The organism is Paenibacillus sp. OAS669, from assembly GCF_014873645.1.
In the GTDB taxonomy this organism is placed as follows: domain Bacteria; phylum Bacillota; class Bacilli; order Paenibacillales; family NBRC-103111; genus Paenibacillus_S; species Paenibacillus_S vulneris.
Genome location: NZ_JADBDR010000018.1, coordinates 156,147 through 173,477 on the forward strand (window position 1 = coordinate 156,147; position 17,331 = coordinate 173,477).

At 48.8% G+C, this 17,331-nt stretch carries 18 protein-coding genes; 14 read left to right on the plus strand and 4 right to left on the minus strand.

The annotated features are described in order from the left end of the window. Positions 1–11: 11 nt before the first annotated feature. Positions 12–1,211 carry a M24 family metallopeptidase gene (locus GGC63_RS29700; RefSeq protein WP_192705359.1) on the plus strand — a complete coding sequence of 400 codons (1,200 nt, stop codon included), beginning with the start codon at positions 12–14 and terminating at the stop codon, positions 1,209–1,211. 140 nt (positions 1,212–1,351) lie between these two features. Here GGC63_RS29700 and clpP read toward each other — a convergent pair whose 3' ends face one another. The 3 genes from clpP to GGC63_RS29715 are packed head-to-tail and all read right to left on the minus strand — an operon-like array spanning position 1,352 to position 2,929. Then, positions 1,352–1,939: an ATP-dependent Clp endopeptidase proteolytic subunit ClpP gene (gene clpP / locus GGC63_RS29705; RefSeq protein WP_192705360.1), complete on the minus strand. Its 588-nt coding sequence runs from the start codon at positions 1,937–1,939 to the stop codon at positions 1,352–1,354. Between the two features lie 43 nt (positions 1,940–1,982). Next, the gene (locus tag GGC63_RS29710) at positions 1,983–2,321 is read right to left on the minus strand and encodes a hypothetical protein (RefSeq protein ID WP_192705361.1); all 339 of its coding nucleotides are present in this window, start codon (positions 2,319–2,321) and stop codon (positions 1,983–1,985) included. After that, entirely contained in the window at positions 2,318–2,929 is a 612-nt protein-coding gene (locus GGC63_RS29715) for a winged helix-turn-helix domain-containing protein (protein ID WP_225948580.1), read from the minus strand. Before GGC63_RS29715 ends, GGC63_RS29710 begins: the two co-directional genes overlap by 4 nt. A gap of 407 nt (positions 2,930–3,336) precedes the next feature. Between GGC63_RS29715 and GGC63_RS29720 the strand changes: the two genes are divergently transcribed. The 4 genes from GGC63_RS29720 (at position 3,337) to GGC63_RS29735 (ending at position 6,142) form a co-directional block, all read left to right on the plus strand. Beyond that, a complete protein-coding gene (locus GGC63_RS29720) occupies positions 3,337–3,933 on the plus strand; it encodes a DedA family protein (protein ID WP_192705362.1) in 597 nt (198 codons plus the stop codon). Beyond that, complete coding sequence (locus GGC63_RS29725) at positions 3,933–4,616, plus strand: response regulator transcription factor (protein WP_192705363.1); 684 nt, start codon at positions 3,933–3,935, stop codon at positions 4,614–4,616. Before GGC63_RS29720 ends, GGC63_RS29725 begins: the two co-directional genes overlap by 1 nt. Positions 4,617–4,833: 217 nt before the next feature. Beyond that, entirely contained in the window at positions 4,834–5,694 is an 861-nt protein-coding gene (locus GGC63_RS29730; RefSeq protein ID WP_192705364.1) for a sensor histidine kinase, read from the plus strand. A 55-nt stretch (positions 5,695–5,749) separates the two neighbouring features. Continuing rightward, the gene (locus GGC63_RS29735) at positions 5,750–6,142 is read left to right on the plus strand and encodes a hypothetical protein (protein WP_192705365.1); all 393 of its coding nucleotides are present in this window, start codon (positions 5,750–5,752) and stop codon (positions 6,140–6,142) included. A 257-nt stretch (positions 6,143–6,399) separates the two neighbouring features. Here GGC63_RS29735 and GGC63_RS29740 read toward each other — a convergent pair whose 3' ends face one another. Further along, positions 6,400–6,609, minus strand: coding sequence for a hypothetical protein (locus tag GGC63_RS29740; protein ID WP_079913389.1), 210 nt, complete (start codon positions 6,607–6,609; stop codon positions 6,400–6,402). A gap of 168 nt (positions 6,610–6,777) precedes the next feature. On the opposite strand from GGC63_RS29740, the gene GGC63_RS29745 reads away from it, so the two are divergent. From GGC63_RS29745 to gatB, 9 genes are all read left to right on the plus strand, one after another. Continuing rightward, positions 6,778–7,836: a MerR family transcriptional regulator gene (locus GGC63_RS29745; protein ID WP_192705366.1), complete on the plus strand. Its 1,059-nt coding sequence runs from the start codon at positions 6,778–6,780 to the stop codon at positions 7,834–7,836. Between the two features lie 184 nt (positions 7,837–8,020). Beyond that, positions 8,021–8,773, plus strand: a complete 753-nt coding sequence (locus GGC63_RS29750; protein ID WP_192705367.1) for an SDR family NAD(P)-dependent oxidoreductase — start codon at positions 8,021–8,023, stop codon at positions 8,771–8,773. 26 nt (positions 8,774–8,799) lie between these two features. Beyond that, complete coding sequence (locus GGC63_RS29755) at positions 8,800–9,480, plus strand: SDR family oxidoreductase (RefSeq protein WP_192705368.1); 681 nt, start codon at positions 8,800–8,802, stop codon at positions 9,478–9,480. Positions 9,481–9,544: 64 nt separating this feature from the next. Further along, positions 9,545–10,351: a 6-carboxytetrahydropterin synthase gene (locus GGC63_RS29760; protein WP_079913385.1), complete on the plus strand. Its 807-nt coding sequence runs from the start codon at positions 9,545–9,547 to the stop codon at positions 10,349–10,351. Between the two features lie 40 nt (positions 10,352–10,391). Continuing rightward, a complete protein-coding gene (locus tag GGC63_RS29765) occupies positions 10,392–12,935 on the plus strand; it encodes an EAL domain-containing protein (protein WP_225948582.1) in 2,544 nt (847 codons plus the stop codon). Positions 12,936–13,336: 401 nt separating this feature from the next. After that, positions 13,337–13,717, plus strand: coding sequence for an ATPase (locus GGC63_RS29770; protein ID WP_079913383.1), 381 nt, complete (start codon positions 13,337–13,339; stop codon positions 13,715–13,717). Between the two features lie 217 nt (positions 13,718–13,934). Beyond that, a complete protein-coding gene (gatC, locus tag GGC63_RS29775) occupies positions 13,935–14,222 on the plus strand; it encodes an Asp-tRNA(Asn)/Glu-tRNA(Gln) amidotransferase subunit GatC (protein ID WP_192705369.1) in 288 nt (95 codons plus the stop codon). Positions 14,223–14,253: 31 nt separating this feature from the next. Then, the gene (gatA, locus tag GGC63_RS29780) at positions 14,254–15,711 is read left to right on the plus strand and encodes an Asp-tRNA(Asn)/Glu-tRNA(Gln) amidotransferase subunit GatA (protein WP_192705370.1); all 1,458 of its coding nucleotides are present in this window, start codon (positions 14,254–14,256) and stop codon (positions 15,709–15,711) included. A 26-nt stretch (positions 15,712–15,737) separates the two neighbouring features. Next, complete coding sequence (gene gatB, locus GGC63_RS29785) at positions 15,738–17,183, plus strand: Asp-tRNA(Asn)/Glu-tRNA(Gln) amidotransferase subunit GatB (RefSeq protein ID WP_192705371.1); 1,446 nt, start codon at positions 15,738–15,740, stop codon at positions 17,181–17,183. The last annotated feature ends 148 nt before the right edge of the window (positions 17,184–17,331 follow it).

Consider the following 17,331-nt stretch of genomic DNA (forward strand, 5'->3'; position numbering starts at 1 on the left):
CCTAGGAGTGAATGGCATTGAAGGAAAATGTGTTGCGTATTCAACGCTTGCAGGAGCGTTTGCGTCAGAGCCAGATGGACGGCTGCATGATTACTCAAAATGTGGACTTATATTATTTTACCGGCTCCATGCAGACCGGCTATTTGTTTGTCCCGCGTGACGGAGAGGCTGGTTTTTTCGTGCGCCGCAGTGTCGTAAGGGCACAGGAGGAATCGGCGATAACGGTAGAGGCGCTGGGCTCATTTCGCAGCTTCGGGAAGCGGCTTGCCGAAGTGTTCAGCCCTTTGTTTCAGCAGGCCGCAGGCTCCCGCAGGCTGAAGCTTGCGGCGGAATTTGACGTGCTGCCGGTGCAGCAGCTGATGAGGCTGCAAAATGTGCTGCCCGATGTCGAATGGGTGGACGGTTCAACAATCGTCCGTGAGCTGCGGATGATCAAGTCCGCTTCAGAGATAGCCTGTATAAAGGAAGCGGCGCGTGTCATCGATCTTGCCTTCGAGCATTCTCTGGGCATCCTTAAGCCAGGGATGACGGAGCTGGAGCTAATGGCCGGTATCGAACAGTTTATTCGCCTTCAAGGCCATATAGGGGTCATGAGGATGCGGGGGTATAACCAGGAGGTCATTACAGGGATGGTTGGGGCCGGAGATGCCGCCGCTACTCCGAGCTATTTTGACGGTCCGGCAGGAGGCAGGGGCTTGAGCGCCGCGGTTCCGCAAAGCGTCAGCCGCCGGCCGATTCAAGCCAACGAGCCGATTTTGCTGGATGTCGGCTGCTGCATCGACGGGTACGTGATCGATCAGACGCGGACCATAGTGATAGGTGATTTGCCCGAGGACCTCATTCAGGCGTATGATACGTCGGAGCAAATCCTCCGCAGCGTCGAAGAGATGCTGAAGCCGGGGACGGTATGCGAGCGGCTGTATATGCATTCGCTGCTTATGGCTCATGATGCAGGCCTAAGCGATCACTATATGGGCTTTGGCGACGATCAGGTCAAGTTTCTTGGTCATGGGATCGGCCTCGAAATCGATGAGCTTCCCGTACTGGCCAAAGGCTTCAGCTATCCGCTCCAGCAAGGAATGGTCATAGCGATAGAGCCGAAATTTACGTTCCCGCAGCGCGGGGTTGTCGGTATTGAGAACAGCTACGCGATTACTGATACCGGATTTGAGAAGCTGACCGTTACCCGAGAAGGACTGATCCGGATATAGCCCGCTCTTTATAAGCCAACAGCCGGAAAGGCAGTGAATTCACTGTCTAACCGGCTGTTTTTCATTGAACCGCTGTGCTTTCTCAAGTATTCGAAAGGGAGCTAATGGTTTTCATTTCAAATATTCGTTCGAAAAAAATCTTACGGCTGTACTCGTTCGATCACTTTGTCGATCAGCCCGTATTCCTTGGCCTCAACAGCGCTCATAAAATAATCTCTGTCTGAATCCTTCTGCACTTTTTCAAAGGGCTGCCCGGATGTTTCGGAGATAATTTTGGAGAGCGTATTCCGCGTTTTCATAATATTCGCCGCGCGGATTTGGATATCCGATGCTTGGCCTTGCGTACCGCCCCATGGCTGATGGATCATAATCTCCGAATTCGGAAGTGCGAACCGTTTGCCCTTTGCTCCCCCTGTCAGCAGAATCGCTCCCATCGAGGCGGCGAATCCGACGCAGATCGTCGATACATCCGGCTGAATAAACTGCATGGTGTCATAGATGGCAAGCCCGGCAGTGGTCGAACCGCCTGGAGAGTTGATATACAGATGGATATCTTTCTCGGGATCCGCCGCTGCCAGAAAGAGCAGCTGCGCAATAATGCTGTTCGCTACCTGATCGTTGACCTCGGAGCCAAGAAACACGATGCGATCCTTCAATAACCGGGAATAAATATCGTATGACCGCTCACCGCGGCCCTCTTGCTCAATAACCATAGGAATATAGCTCATACTCCTACCTCCATTTCATTGTCGAACCTGCCGGTTCCTTGTATTAAGCGGCTTTGCATTGAATATCCGTTTGTCTCAACATATAGCTTCGTTTGCCGCCGAATCCGGAAGATACCATGATGAGCTTGACTGGCGGTGTTTGGTCTTCCGTGTTTAGCTGCCATTCTTGAACCAGAGCCTCTTCAGAAATAACCTGGCTTTGGCCTGACCTGTATTGCTCCAAATCCACAACCTTAGTGAGGGGCTCTGAAGATACCTTTTCTCCCGAATCGGCATTTTGTCTGATAACAAGCAAAGGGGAAGACGGGTTTACAGCCTCCGATGTTCCGGCAGCATTTACATGCTCCTTTGCTTCACCTTCACGAATCGTGTTCTCACTCATTTGGATGGCTCTCCTTCCGCAGCCTTCGGATAGACAGACAAAATCACCTTATAGAGGGGTGGACTTTGAACGTTATCGGCGGCTTTTGCATATTTTCCAACCAGCTGCTTTACCATATCCACGTAATCCGCAATGAAAGTTTCCCGGTCTTCGCCGTCGAGCAGAGGGACATCCATCTGCAGAGTAGCGCTTGGAATTTCGATGCCTTTCTCCGAATGCTCCATGAGATAGACCGCGTCCTTCTTCATTTGCTCTGCGGTTGTGATGAGCTGGGCCAATGATCCGTGCTCCTTCAGCCGCTCGATCGTCTCCTCGGACAAGCTCAATGATTCGGCCAAAACGAAAGTTTTGGCGATGGACTGATACAGCACCTCAACAAGATTGCGAACCTGCCTCGTACCGACTCTGCGAATTAAACCGGTTTTCTCCAGCGCCTTCAAATGATAGTTCATCCGTTGAGGCGGCTCGTTGATCATTCTCGCCAGCTCGGCAGCCGAAGCAGGCTCTATAAGCCGTGAAACGATGTCCGCACGGAGCGGATTCAGCAGGGCCATCGCTTGATCGGGCGACTGGATGAGACAGCTTTCCATAATATCCTGCTGCTGCAAACCTAACCAACCTCCATACAGTATTATACTTACGTAAAAATATTTTATTACGTTGTTTTGTTTTTGTCAAAGGGCTGATGACTCTGCATTATTTTTTGAGCGAGAAGAGTTTAGGGGGAACAAGGCTTGGGTAGGATGAAGGAGTTGCTTCTTGATTTTTGGTTTATCAGGACTTTTCTACTTTAAACATGGTTAGGTGATGGGATCATGGTGGCTGCCTTATATCTTCAGATTTTCTTAAGAAATATCTCCATTGGTTCCTTAGATTTATCCGTTAATATAAAAACTGCATGAGCGAGTCAGTAACTGAAAAAAATATGGGAAATGAGGGAGAAGCGAAAGCAGCGATTTCGCGCTCTTTAAATTTCCTCCGGCTTTGATATATGCCGATAAAGGAGGGGCTTTAAGTGAATTATGATACGTTGATTCATTGGATTGCACAGTTCGGTTATGCTGCTTTATTCTTTGCGTTATGGCTCGGAATTGTCGGGATGCCTATACCGGATGAGGTTGTCGTTATGACCGGAGGAGCTGTCGGCAAAGCGGGTGTACTCCATTCGACCCCGGCATTTATTGTCACTTATTTAGGAGTTATTTCCGGGTTATCCCTTGGTTATATTCTTGGCAGATTTTTTGGTTCGAGGGTACTGGATAAGCTTCGCCGTAAAAAAAATATGGAGAAGCATATCCAAATGTCAGAACGACTGATAAACAAATATGGCAATTTTGCCTTGAGCTTCAGCTACTTTATTCCGGTGGTCAGGCATATTGTTCCCTATTTAGTCGGCATTAATAAAATGTCCTTTCGCCGTTATATCCTCTATTCTTATACAGCGGGGCTTGTTTGGACGTCTGTCTTTTTTGTAATTGGCCAATTTGCAGGCAGCCATGTAGAGACAATGGGGACCATGCTTTATCACTATGGTTTATACGCCGGCCTCGCCTTGCTTATAGTGATCTTCATTTTCTTGATTCTAAAAAGCCGGAAAAGGAGCAAAGCCTAATGGTTACAGTGCTTGTCGTCGATGATGATTCGGAAATTCGGGATGTCATTCATGTATATTTGCGGAATGAAGGATACCATGTTATAGAAGCCGCTAATGGCCTGGAAGCCTTAGAACTATTAAAGTCAAACCCTGTTCACCTGATTATATTAGATGTGATGATGCCCCGAATGGATGGCATAAAAACCTGCCTGAAAATCCGGGAAACCTCCATGCTTCCTATTATCATGCTCTCGGCCAAGGAAGAGGACATTGATAAAATTACAGGCCTCACCACAGGTGCCGACGATTATGTTACCAAACCGTTTAATCCGTTAGAATTACTGGCCCGGGTCAAAGCTCAGTTAAGGCGGCAAACCTTCACGGAGAAAGAACCGGACGCTTCCCTAATCCATATTCAGGATCTGATTATAGATAAGGCCAAGCATTCCGTAACTATGAAAGGAAAAGAGATTTCGCTGACGCCGCTAGAGTTCTCCATATTAGAGCTGCTTGCAAGTCACCACGGTCAAGTATTTAGTGCGGATACCATTTACGAAAGCGTATGGAAGGAACCGACCGGATACTCAGATAATACGGTGATGGTCCATATTAGGAATTTACGTGAGAAAATAGAGGATGTCCCAAGAGAGCCGCGCTATATTAAAACTGTTTGGGGAGTAGGGTACAAAGTTGAAAAATAACGGGTCCGACCTAATAAAAGGCAAAAGAAGTATTCGCTTTGAACTATTTTGGGCATTTGTTTTCAGCTTCATCATCGCATGTATTACTTTCTTCGTTGTAGCATCTTGCGCCGGTCTATTTATTAATCGATTTCAAGCGGGATATTATTTTGTTAATCTTGCCCCTGTTTGTTTTGTAATAGCTTTCGTTTTTTCTTTTTATAAACTAACCCGCCGCATGGTTAAATACATTATAGCTTTGGCTGATGGGCTTCAAACCATCTCCGAAGGCAATTTGAACTATAGAGTTCCCCTTATACGTAAGGATGAACTTGGGCAGGTCGCCTTTAACATCAATTTGATGACAGAACGATTGCAGCAGCAGATCGAAAGGGAACGAAGTATGGAAAGCTCCAAAATGGAGCTGATTACAGGTGTTTCTCACGATTTGCGGACGCCGCTTACTAGTATTATTGGCTATCTGGAGCTGTTAAGATCGGATTCATTTCAAAACAGAGAAGAATATACACGGTTTGTTCAAAATACGTACAACAAAGCCATTCATTTGAAAAAACTGATCGATGATTTGTTTGAATATACGCGTCTTACCTCTTCCGACATCCGATTAGATTTGAAAACGATTGATGTGCGTCAGCTTCTGGATCAGATGCTGTTTGAGTTCGAACCGCTTGCGGAGGAGAACGAAATTCAGGTCATTAAAAAGACAGGTGATTCCCCTGTTATGGCTTGGATAGACAGCGGTAAAATGGCCAGAGCTATCGATAATCTATTGATGAATGCCGTTAAGTATTCCGTTAAGCCGGGAACGATTTGTGCTATTTTGAAGTCGGACGAGCAGCGATTTTATATCGAGGTCGAAAATAAAGGCCAACCCCTCACGCAAGAACAAGAGGATAAATTATTTGATCGATTCTATAAAGTCGATAACTCCCGGAGCAGCGAAGGCATCCAATCGGGTGCCGGATTAGGACTTTCCATCGCCAGAAACATTATCGAGCTGCACGGAGGTGCTTTAAAATTAACCCATTCGAACGGCATTTATATATTTACCATTGCGGTTCCCTTCCGAAATTCATAGAATTCTTCCTTGTAAGCCCTTAGTTTTGTATAATATTGGGAATAGGGGAGGGAATATGAAAATGAGAATTTTTGTGTTTTTCATCCTATTCGCCATGGTTCTTTGCGGTTGTGCCGGCAATTATGAAATTGTAAACATGGAAGCCATCAGGGGTAACGCCGCATTGCAAAAGGAGCTCGACAAAGCCATCGAAAAACTGGGAGATCATCGGGGTGGAGAGCAGTTCGATTTAAATGACCGTACGTATCTCTTAATGACTGGCGGAGCCGGAAATAGCGGCGGGTATACAATTAAGGTCATATCGTACAAAGAAGAACAGAACGAAATTATCATTGCTGCTACCGTCAAGCCACCAAGTACCCCCACCACTCTGGCAGTCATAGAAAATCCAAAGCTGCTGCTCAGCATGAATAAATCCAACAAACCTATCCGCCTTGTATGGGGGTAAGGGACCAGCGGATTTCTGCCGCAGGAGCGGGGGCCAAGCTCAACACAAACTCACCTGCATCTTATCGATCCCGTAAAAATAAGCAAGGGCATCCCAGTGAAACGGCTTCTATTAGCCATTTGGGGGTGCCCTTGCTTAATTTAGTAGTTAGCTTGTATGAAGGTCAAACAGGGTCAATCCTGGACTTAAACGACGTGGGGCTATAAGATAAAAGGATTGCAGCGGACGAGGAAGCACGAAAGTGAATGCTGCAATGGTTAGCTGAAGGCCCAAATAGCATAGACCAGATAGCCGCCTACGATAGTTATAATGTAATAGATAGAAAGCCGCAGGAAGATTTTTCCCGTACTTTTATCGTAGGACGGGTTGCCTTCTTTATTTTTTTGCGATATACCGACGGCTATGGTGGCAATAAGCCCGAACATGCCTACAATGAATATAAGGATGTAAAATACGGTCAGATTCACAGGATCACCTTCTCATGTTCACAAATTCATTAGCCATGATTACAATTTTCATTGTACAAGAAGATCCTGCAAACGAAACCATCCAATTGGATGATCATTAGACCATCCAGTTTCTAAGGATACACCGGCCCCGATACCAAACGGTGCTTTTTCTTTAGGAGGCTGCATATGAAAATCAACGAGCTCGCCAAGCGGCTGGGCGTAACGCCAAGAGCGATCCGATTTTATGAGGAGAAGGGCTTGCTTCATCCGGAATATGAAGAGAACGGGTACCGCCGATATACGGAGGAGGATATGTGGCGCCTTCAAACGATAGCCGCGTTCCGGGAAATCGGACTTGGCATTGATGTCATCGCCAAGCTTCTCCATTATGCGGACAGCGGGGATAGGGAGACATACCGGCATTATTTGGAGCTGCAGCGTGCCGTCTTATTTGACCAGTGGGTGGAGTGGAAGCAGGTGCTCGCTGCCATGGACAAGCTGATTGAGAAATCAGGGGATATGGAGCCGCTCCGGCTGGACGATCTGTTTACGCTAGCCGACCAGATCAAGCAATTGAAGCGTGCCCGATCCACCTGGGAGGACCGCTGGGGGTATGATCTGATGGCCGAACGGTTCGATCAGACCAGCGTCAGCACGAGCCCGGTAGGCTTCATCGCCTCTTCGGAAGAGTACGAGAGAGGGCTGTCCTATACCGTACAGTGGCTTGCTCCGCAGCCCGGAGAAACAGGACTGGACATCGGCGCCGGGACGGGCAATTTGGCGGGGAGGTTACAGCAAGAAGGGGCGACGATGTACGCAGTGGAGCAGTCCAGGCAAATGCTTGCCAAATGCCGGAGCAAATACCCGGCTATTTGTGCCAAGCTGGGCAATTTTTTGGCGCTGCCGTTCTTCGAAGGGCAGTTTCATTTTGTTGCGACCCACATGGCCTTCCATCATTTGACCAGAGAGCAGCAGCTGCTTGCGCTAGAAGAGATGAATCGGGTATTAAAGCCGCAAGGGAGGATGGTAATCACCAGTCTCATGTTCGAGAATGCCCAAACAAGTGAGGAGAAGCTGTCCGAACTTAGGCGGACGGGGAACACGAAGCTCGTGGCGGAGCTTACCGGGAAGCATCCGTCAGACCGTTCCCGGCTGCTTCAATGGTTCCGGGACCGGGGCTTCATTACGGTTCAGCAGCAGCTGAACGATTGGATTCATATGGTGTATGCCGTCCGCAAGCAGTAATGGCCCCATTTGTTCTCCAAATAAGAACAACTTTCAACCGAAACTGACTTTCAGCCCCATTTTATGTAATAAAATATACTTTTCATTTAAAAGTTAGCTTAAGGATGCAGGGTAATATCTACATTTGTCGAAAGGATAATGGAATGAAATAATCTTGTTGAGAAATTGATTTAGGAGAAGACGGATGGATATCGCTGTAGTTACAGGTGCGGGTCGGGGAATCGGCGCGGCTATCGCGCAGAAGCTGGCCTCGGAAAAGTTAATGGTTATCTTCATTGCTAACAAAAGCGTGGAGTCGGCCGAACAGAAGGCACGAGACATCCGCAAGCATGGAGGACAGGCCGAGGTCGTTCCATGCGACGTCACGAAGAAGGAAGACATTGAACAAGCTCTGCGTACCATTGAACGCAGCTGGGGAATTCCCTCCGTGCTGATTAATAACGCAGGAGTAGGCGGTCCCTATCACGCTATCGATCAGGTAAGCGAGGAGGAATGGGATTGGATCATGAACACCAACATCAAGAGCATGTTTCTCTTCTGCAAATATTTGCTTCCCAGAATGAAAGAAGCGGGCTACGGGCGCATTGTGAATTTGTCATCGATCTTCGGCGTTCTCGGCGGAGCTCAGTCCGTCGCTTATTCAACGAGCAAGCACGCAATTATCGGTTTTACGAAGTCTATTGCCGCAGAGTGGGGACCCTACGGGATCACTTGTAATGCCTTGTGTCCGGGTTTTGTCGATACGGAGATGGGGGTTCAGGAGCAGCAGGTCAATAATCACCACGCCCGCATCATTGAGAAATCCCCGGTCAAGAGGGTTGGAACCCCAGAGGAAGTGGCGGATTTGGCTTATTATCTTGTCGGGCCGTCGAGCTCGTATGTGAATGGCGCTTCATTTTTTATAGATGGCGGGCTTTCGGCCCATGCCGGAATTTAAACCGAGGAAGGGGAAGAAGCAGCATTATGGAACGAAAGATTGCGTTAGTAACAGGAGCATCGAGAGGCATTGGCGAAGCTATCAGCAGGGAGCTTTCTAAAAACGGTTACATTACTTATGCAGGAAGCCGCGGTGCTAACGAGCTGCAGAGCTCGGAAAATCTCATCAATCTTCCGCTGGATTTGCGTTCGGAGGACAGTATTCGCGAAGCATTTCGCGTGATCGAACGAAATCATGGGGTCTTGGATGTTCTCGTCAACAATGCGGCGGTAATGATTAACAAGCCGTTCGAGCAATTCGAGCGCGAGGACTGGGAGAATACATACGCTACCAACGTGTTTGGTCCGATGCAGTGCATTCAGCAGGCGTTTCCCTTGATGAAAGACAAAGGCGGCCGGGTGATCAATATTTCCTCGATCATGACCGAACGGCCTTTGCCGCAATCAGCCATGTATACATCCTCCAAGCAGGCGCTTAACGGATTAGGGGAGGCGCTTAGCGAAGAGTGGTACCCGCACCGCGTTTACTTGACCAAGCTGTGCTTGGGAGCGACTTACACAGACTTGTGGAAGGGCGTTGAGGGCTTCTCGAAGGACGATATGCTTCAGGTCGAGGACGTTGCCCGGGCAGCCGTTTTCATCGCGCAAACTCCGCTGCATGTCCGTATGGATGAAATCAAAATGACCCCGCCCAAAGGAGTACTGTAGTACTATTACATAACAACTTCAGACTGCAACGTAAACATTCATTCCAAAGATGGGAGCTAAGCACATGATTTATTTAAGCAGGAAGCTTCATTTTTCCGCGGCCCATGTGTACTGGGTTGATGAGTGGACGGAAGAAGAAAATCAAAGAGTGTTTGGATTATGCAGCAATCGTCATGGTCACGGACACGATTATGTCCTGGAGATTATGGTTCGGGGTGAGCTGGACCCCAAGTCGGGTATCGTCGTCAATATTACCGACATTGATAGAGTAGCCAAAGGCTTGATAGAGTCGGAGCTGGACGGCAAGTTTTTGGACAGGGAGCACCCGTATTTTCAAGAGCATATGCCGACGACGGAAAATATCGTCCGGTATTTGTGGGAGGCACTGGACGGCAAGTTTCCGGATTGCGAGCTGTATCAATTGATTTTAAGAGAAAATCATTATTTGCATGCGGAGAAGGGAAGGGATTCTATGGTTCGTCTGACTAGAAAATATCATTTCAGCGCAGCGCATCGTCTTCACAGCTACTTGTTAAGCGACGAGGAGAATAAGCGGATTTTTGGCAAATGCAACAACCCTAACGGGCACGGCCACAACTATTATCTGGAAGTCACCGTACAAGGAGAGCCGGATTCCGTAACCGGCATGGTCATGAATTTGGCGGATCTGGATCATATCGTGGATGAAGTGGTCATCAAAAAGTTTGATCACAAGCATTTGAATCTGGATACGGAAGAATTTAAGGATTTGAATCCTACATCGGATGTGGTCGTCAAGGTGATTTGCGAAATGCTGGCGCCTCGCATTCCTAAGCTTTTTAAAGTCGGTTTATGGGAAACAGAGAAAAACTACTTCGAATATTACGCATGACATCATAGTCCCGTGACTCGGTCTGGATGGAGGGATTCCTTTGCCTCTTAGAAAAAAACTAGCTTTGACCTTTATTCTTGTTGTAACGCTGATTATGGGCTTGTACAACTGTTTGAACTATTACTTTTCCCGCGACCTGCTGATGAAGGATCAGGAAAAGCAAACGGATATCCTGGCGAAGCAGATCGGGATTTCCATCGAACAGTCCCAATTCGGCGCGCAGTATGTGGAAGATTTGATTGGCAATAAATTACGGGCCGTGGCGATTGCAGCGCAGAATGCTCTGGATCCTGACATTAACAACATATCGAATGAAGAGCTTGTGCGGCTTTCCGAAAAACTAGGGGTTTCCCACATCACGCTTTTACAACGGGAAGGCAACGACATAAAGGGCGGCAAGTCATCGGATGCGAAGGAAATCGATATGAGCACCAAGGACTGGGATTATTGGTTCGATGCATTCAACCAGCTGTTCGATCATCATAATGTAACCATAAACCAAGGCCAGAAGCTCCCTAACTTCTGGTCGGGGCCGGTAAATATCGCCGCATCGGACCCGGATCATGTCGACAAGTGGGGCTACTATTACGACGGCACAACCAATTACATTATTAATCCCTATATTCGGGATACCCAAATCCTGAAATTCCAGCAGATCCTTGGTCCGGAATCCATCCTGGAGAAAATATTGAAAAACAATACAAGCGTGCTGGAGATTACCGGCTTTAACCCCAGAACGTTTGGCAAGCCTCCACTGTATACCGAGGTGAACGGGCAAAAGTACGTCGATTTGGTAAACCGGGATATTCAGTTTGGACAATATGCGTATAAAGAAGCTAACGATGTTCAGAATGTCCTGGCTTCCTTTCAATCGGGCAAGCTGATCAGCGTCGTAACGGAATCGAACGGGAAAAAGGTACTGAAGACGTTCATTCCGATTCAATCCGACAATCCGTATATCATAGGGGTCGTTACGGATTATCAAATCATTCAGGATATTTTAAATGAGCAGCTGCTGAACAATATTGTCATTTCCTTGATTATTCTGCTGTTCGTGCTATTCGTAAGCTTCCTGCTTGCGGACTATATCGTACGTCCGATTAACCACATTTTGTATAAGGTGAATGAAATCGCCGAAGGCAATTTCGGCGCCAAAATTGCCATTAATCGAAATGATGAGCTGGGCTGGCTGTCCAAGCGGGTCAATACGATGTCCATGAATCTGGAAGCATATACGCAGGAGCTGAAGGACAAGAATGCGGAGATAGAATTTCGCGCCAATTACGACTTTTTGACAGGTCTGCCCAACATCAGGCTGTTCAACGAGCATTTTACGAAGACGCTGGAATCGGTTAAAAAGGACGGCTCTTCCATTGCGGTACTCTTCCTGGATTTGGACCGTTTTAAATGGATCAACGATACGTTTGGTCATTCCAGCGGGGATTATTTGCTGAAGGAGGTCGCTCAGCGAATCCAGGGCATGGCCGGTGGCAACGAGATGGGCTCCCGGATAGGAGGAGATGAATTTGTTCTGCTTCTGCCCGGCTATTCCCGCGAAGCTACCGAACAGAAGGTCGAGCAAATCCTGCAGCTGTTGTCGCGTCCTGCCTTGTATGAAGGCCAGGAGCTGTCCGTCACCCCTAGTATCGGGATCAGCATGTTCCCTTGCGATGGTGAAGATATCGATACGCTGGTGAAAAATGCCGATATCGCAATGTACCGCGCCAAGGAGCAGGGACGCAATAACTACCAGTTTTATGCGTTGGAGATGAAGGACAAGATCGTGCGAAGAGCAGCGCTGGAAAAAGGATTGCGCAAGGCGCTGGAGCGCGAGGAGCTGACGCTGTTTTATCAGCCTCAGGTTGATTTGATCACGGGGAAGATCGTCGGAGTCGAAGCATTGGTGCGGTGGATTCATCCCGAGAACGGGCTCATTTCTCCATTGGAATTCATCCCGATGGCAGAGGAGACCGGCTTGATTGCTCCTATGGGAGAGTGGATCCTGTACACCGCCTGCAAGCAAATCAAGCTGTGGGAGGAGAAGGGCTTTCCTCCTATGCGCGTATCGGTCAATCTGTCGGCCCGGCAGATTCAACAGCAAAATCTCGTTGACTATGTCCGGCAGGTGCTGAAGGAGACGAGTCTCGATCCGAGACTTTTGGAGCTGGAAATTACCGAGAGCATCGCCATGTATAATGAGGATTATGTAATAGGTAAGCTGAATTCCTTAAAGCTGCTGGGCATCCAGATAGCGATCGATGATTTCGGAACCGGGTATTCCTCTTTGAATTATTTGAATAAATTCCCAATCGATACGCTGAAGATAGACAAATCGTTTATAAGCCAGGTCAAAGATACCACCGATAACAGGGAGATCATTATGACTATTTTGGCTATGGCCCGCAACCTGAATCTGAAGGTGATTGCCGAAGGCGTAGAGACGATAGAGCAGCTTCATTTTTTGCAAAACAACAAGTGCAATGAAGCCCAAGGATATTTTTTCAGCAAGCCGTTATCGGTGGAGGATTTTGAAGAGCTGTTCGAGCAAATTGCGCGTTCCGCTGCGGGAAAGGTCGAAAGCTAGCCGGTGCTCTGCTTCATGCAGGCCTGGCTGGCACAGCCGTCTCTTAAGATTCACACGGGAATAGCTTGCTCTGCAGCAATCCATAGAGTCTATGGCTGGCCTCCCGCAATAGGCTGCAGGTAAACTGTGCCGCATATCGGCCGGTTCCTTGCATTAAAGAGGGAAAATGTCCGCGGAATTCCGCCGGTGTAAATATAGCAAATCTTCATAGGGGCGTCAGGCTTGTCTATCATTGCTTATGCCCAAAAAAGATGATAAAATTAGTAGAATTAATCATAAACGTATACCAATACTCATGGCTCGACTTAATAAACTTAAATGAGATTGTTTCTTACTAGCTCATCAGGGATCCAATTCGGGCATGAATCAGATAGGCACGTTAGTCTTGGGAGGAATGGCATATGCTGCGTTTGGGACAGAAGGTATATATCGTCGCAGACAGGTTTGAGCAAAATTTGCCCGTTGGAGATTACGGATATATCATCGCGTATGACCGGAATGCGGATAATGTGTTTGATTACGTGGTACGTGTACCTAAAATAAATAAGCATTTCTTCGTCTCGGCCGATGATATCGAGCTGGAGGAAGTGTTGATTCAGCAGGAAGTAGACCGTTTGGAGCGGGAAGCTTTGATCGATTTTGCTTTGGCCACAAGGAATGAAGAGCTGTTCCGGCGGATTATGAACGGGGACGAAGAGCCGGAGGAGCAGGCGGAAGCGGCGAAGGATGTACAGTCGCAGGAAGAATTTATCAAACAAATCAATTTAAAGGCCTGGATCTAATTCAAAGCTCGGGTAATTCCGATGTCCGGCCTTAGTATGCAGTCCGTTCGGAACGTTACGCTCCGTTTACGGGCTGTTTCTTTGTATTTGGGGTTCGCATCAGGGCTGGAATTAGGTAATTGAGTTCAATATTCATCTGGTTTATAATATAAGGATGAGTTTTCGTCCATTTTGTCGAAAATAATGACAGGAAAGACTATGAAGCGGGGGGCAGTCCATGAGTGTTTCAATAAAAGATGTTGAGCATGTCGCCAAATTGGCGCGACTTGAGCTAGGCGATCAGGAGAAGGAACTTTTAACCGTGCAGATGAACGCCATTTTAAAATATGCCGAGAAATTGAACGAGCTGGATACAGACGGCGTAGAGCCGACCAGCCATCCGATGCCGCTTTCCAATGTGATGCGCGAGGACGCGGCAAGACCGTCTCTGCCGATTGAGAAAGTGCTTCTGAACGCGCCGGATGAAGAAGACGGCCAAATCAAAGTACCTGCCGTACTGGAATAACCGCAGCCATTATTGAAGGGAGGATGCAGTTTTGTCTTTATTTGATCTGAAATTACAGGACATACATAACCGGCTTCATGCCAAAGAACTATCCGTCTCCGACCTGGTGAACGAATCCTACAACCGGATCGGACAAGTAGAGGATAAGGTGAAGGCGTTTTTGAAGCTGGATGAAGAGAATGCCCGTGCAGCTGCCAAAGCTTTGGACGAGCAGCTCGGCACCGACCAGTCCAGAGGACTGCTGTTCGGCCTGCCGGTCGGAATCAAGGACAACATTGTCACCGAAGGGGTTACGACGACATGCGCGAGTCAATTTTTGCGCAATTTCGAGCCGGTTTATGATGCTACGGTAGTCCGTAAGCTGAAGGAAGCGCAAGCGGTTTCGATCGGCAAGCTGAACATGGATGAATTCGCGATGGGGGGCTCTAACGAGAACTCGAGCTTCCATACGACGTATAACCCATGGAACCTGGAGCATGTTCCGGGAGGCTCCAGCGGCGGCTCGGCTGCAGCTGTTGCAGCGGGAGAGGTTTATTTCTCCCTTGGCTCCGATACTGGCGGTTCCATCCGTCAGCCGGCTGCTTATTGCGGCATTGTAGGGCTGAAGCCGACTTACGGATTAGTATCGCGCTTCGGTCTGGTGGCCTTCGCCTCCTCCTTGGACCAAATCGGTCCATTGAGTAAAAATGTCGAGGACAGTGCTTACCTGCTGCAAGCTATTGCAGGCCATGACCCGCAGGACTCCACTTCAGCGAAGGTGGACATTCCGGATTATTTGAGTGCTCTGACAGGGGACGTGAAGGGCTTGCGGATTGCCGTGCCTAAGGAATATATGGGCGAAGGCATCGATCCGAAGGTTCGCGAAGCGATTGTTAACGCGCTGAAAGTGCTTGAAGGTCTTGGCGCAATTGTCGAGGAGGTATCGCTGCCTCATACCGAGTATGCCGTAGCTGCATACTACTTGCTGGCTTCGTCCGAAGCTTCGTCTAATCTCGCGCGCTTTGACGGAGTTCGTTACGGCGTCCGTGCCGACAATCCGAAAAACCTGCTGGATCTGTACCACAAATCCCGCAGCGAGGGCTTCGGTCCGGAAGTAAAGCGCCGGATTATGCTGGGTACCTATGCGCTTAGCTCCGGTTATTACGACGCTTATTATTTGAAGGCGCAAAAGGTGCGCACATTGATTAAACAGGATTTTGATAATGTCTTTGCAAACTATGACGTGGTTATCGGACCTACGGCCCCGACGACGGCCTTTAAAGTCGGTTCCCAGATTGATGATCCGATGACGATGTATTTGAACGATATTATGACGATTCCGGTGAACCTGGCGGGAATCCCTGCGATCAGCGTTCCTTGCGGACTTGCGGACGGCATGCCGGTTGGCTTGCAGATCATCGGGAAAGCGCTGGACGAATCGACGGTTTTGCGTGTGGCGCATGCCTATGAGCAAAATACCGATCACCACAAGCAGCGTCCTCAGCTGTAACAGAATAGAGAAAGGAGCAAGCCAGCATGTCAGCAACCGAAACGAAATACGAAACGGTCATCGGACTGGAAGTTCACGTTGAGCTGCATACGAAGTCCAAAATTTTTTGCGGATGCTCCACGGAATTCGGAGCTCCGCCGAATACTCATACATGCCCGGTCTGCCTGGGCTATCCCGGCGTATTGCCTGTGCTGAACCGGCAGGCGGTGGAATATGCGATGAAAGCGGCTATGGCCTTGAACTGCCAAATCGCGACGGACAGCAAGTTCGACCGTAAAAACTACTTTTATCCGGATTCGCCGAAGGCGTACCAAATTTCCCAATACGACAAGCCGATCGGCGAGCACGGCTGGATTGAAATTGAAGTAAACGGCCAGACGAAGCGAATCGGCGTCACCCGCGTTCATCTTGAAGAGGATGCAGGGAAGCTGACCCACGTGGACGGCGGCTACGCATCGCTCGCCGACTATAACCGCGTAGGTACGCCGCTGATCGAGATCGTATCCGAGCCGGATCTGCGTTCTCCTGAGGAGGCTCGCGCTTACCTGGAGAAGCTGAAGGCGATCATGCAGTATTGCGACGTATCCGACGTGAAGATGGAGGAAGGGTCGCTTCGCTGTGATGCGAACATCAGTATCCGTCCCTTCGGGCAAGAAAAGTTCGGAACGCGCGCGGAGCTGAAGAACATGAACTCGTTCCGTGGTGTTCAAAAGGGGCTCGAGTATGAAGAATGGCGCCAAGCCGATATTTTGGACAGCGGAGGCGAAGTGGTGCAGGAGACGCGCCGCTGGGATGAAGCCCAGGGCAAGACACTGACGATGCGCAGCAAGGAAGAAGCGCATGACTACCGTTACTTCCCGGACCCGGATCTGGTTCGTCTATATATCGACGACGAGTGGAAGGCCCGTGTCCGCGCCAGCATTCCTGAGCTTCCTGACACCCGTAAAACACGGTACGTCAGCGAGTACAGCTTGCCAAGCTACGACGCGGAGGTTATCACATCCTCGATCAAGCTGGCTGATTTCTTCGAGGAAAGCCTGAAATATACCCAGGATGCCAAAGCCGTGTCCAACTGGATCATGGGCGATTTGCTAGGGTACCTGAACGCGAACAACCTGGAATTCCAGGATGTGAAGGTGACTGGCAAAGGCTTGGGCGAAATGATCGGGTTGATCGAGAAAGGAACGATCAGCAACAAAATCGCCAAAACCGTCTTCAAAGCGATGATGGAGACCGGTAAAGCTCCGCAAACGATCGTGGAGGAGCAGGGGCTTGTCCAAATCAGCGATGAGGGTGCTATTAAAGCAGTGGTTGAACAAGTCGTTGCGAACAATCCGCAGTCCGTCGCCGATTTCAAGGCTGGTAAGGATAAAGCTGTCGGCTTCCTGGTTGGACAGGTTATGAAGGAAACCAAAGGAAAAGCGAACCCGGGGCTTGTTAACAAGCTCATCGTGGAATGCTTGAATCAATAACGAGATAAGAACAGTTTTCGCTCCTTGCAGAGCGGAGACTGTTTTTTTTCATTCATAGGCGTGCCCAGCTAAGCACGCATCTTCTATCCGGTGAAAGTCCGGTCGCGGGAGGGGCCAAGCCCCCGCGTAGCTTGGATTCTTATGTATG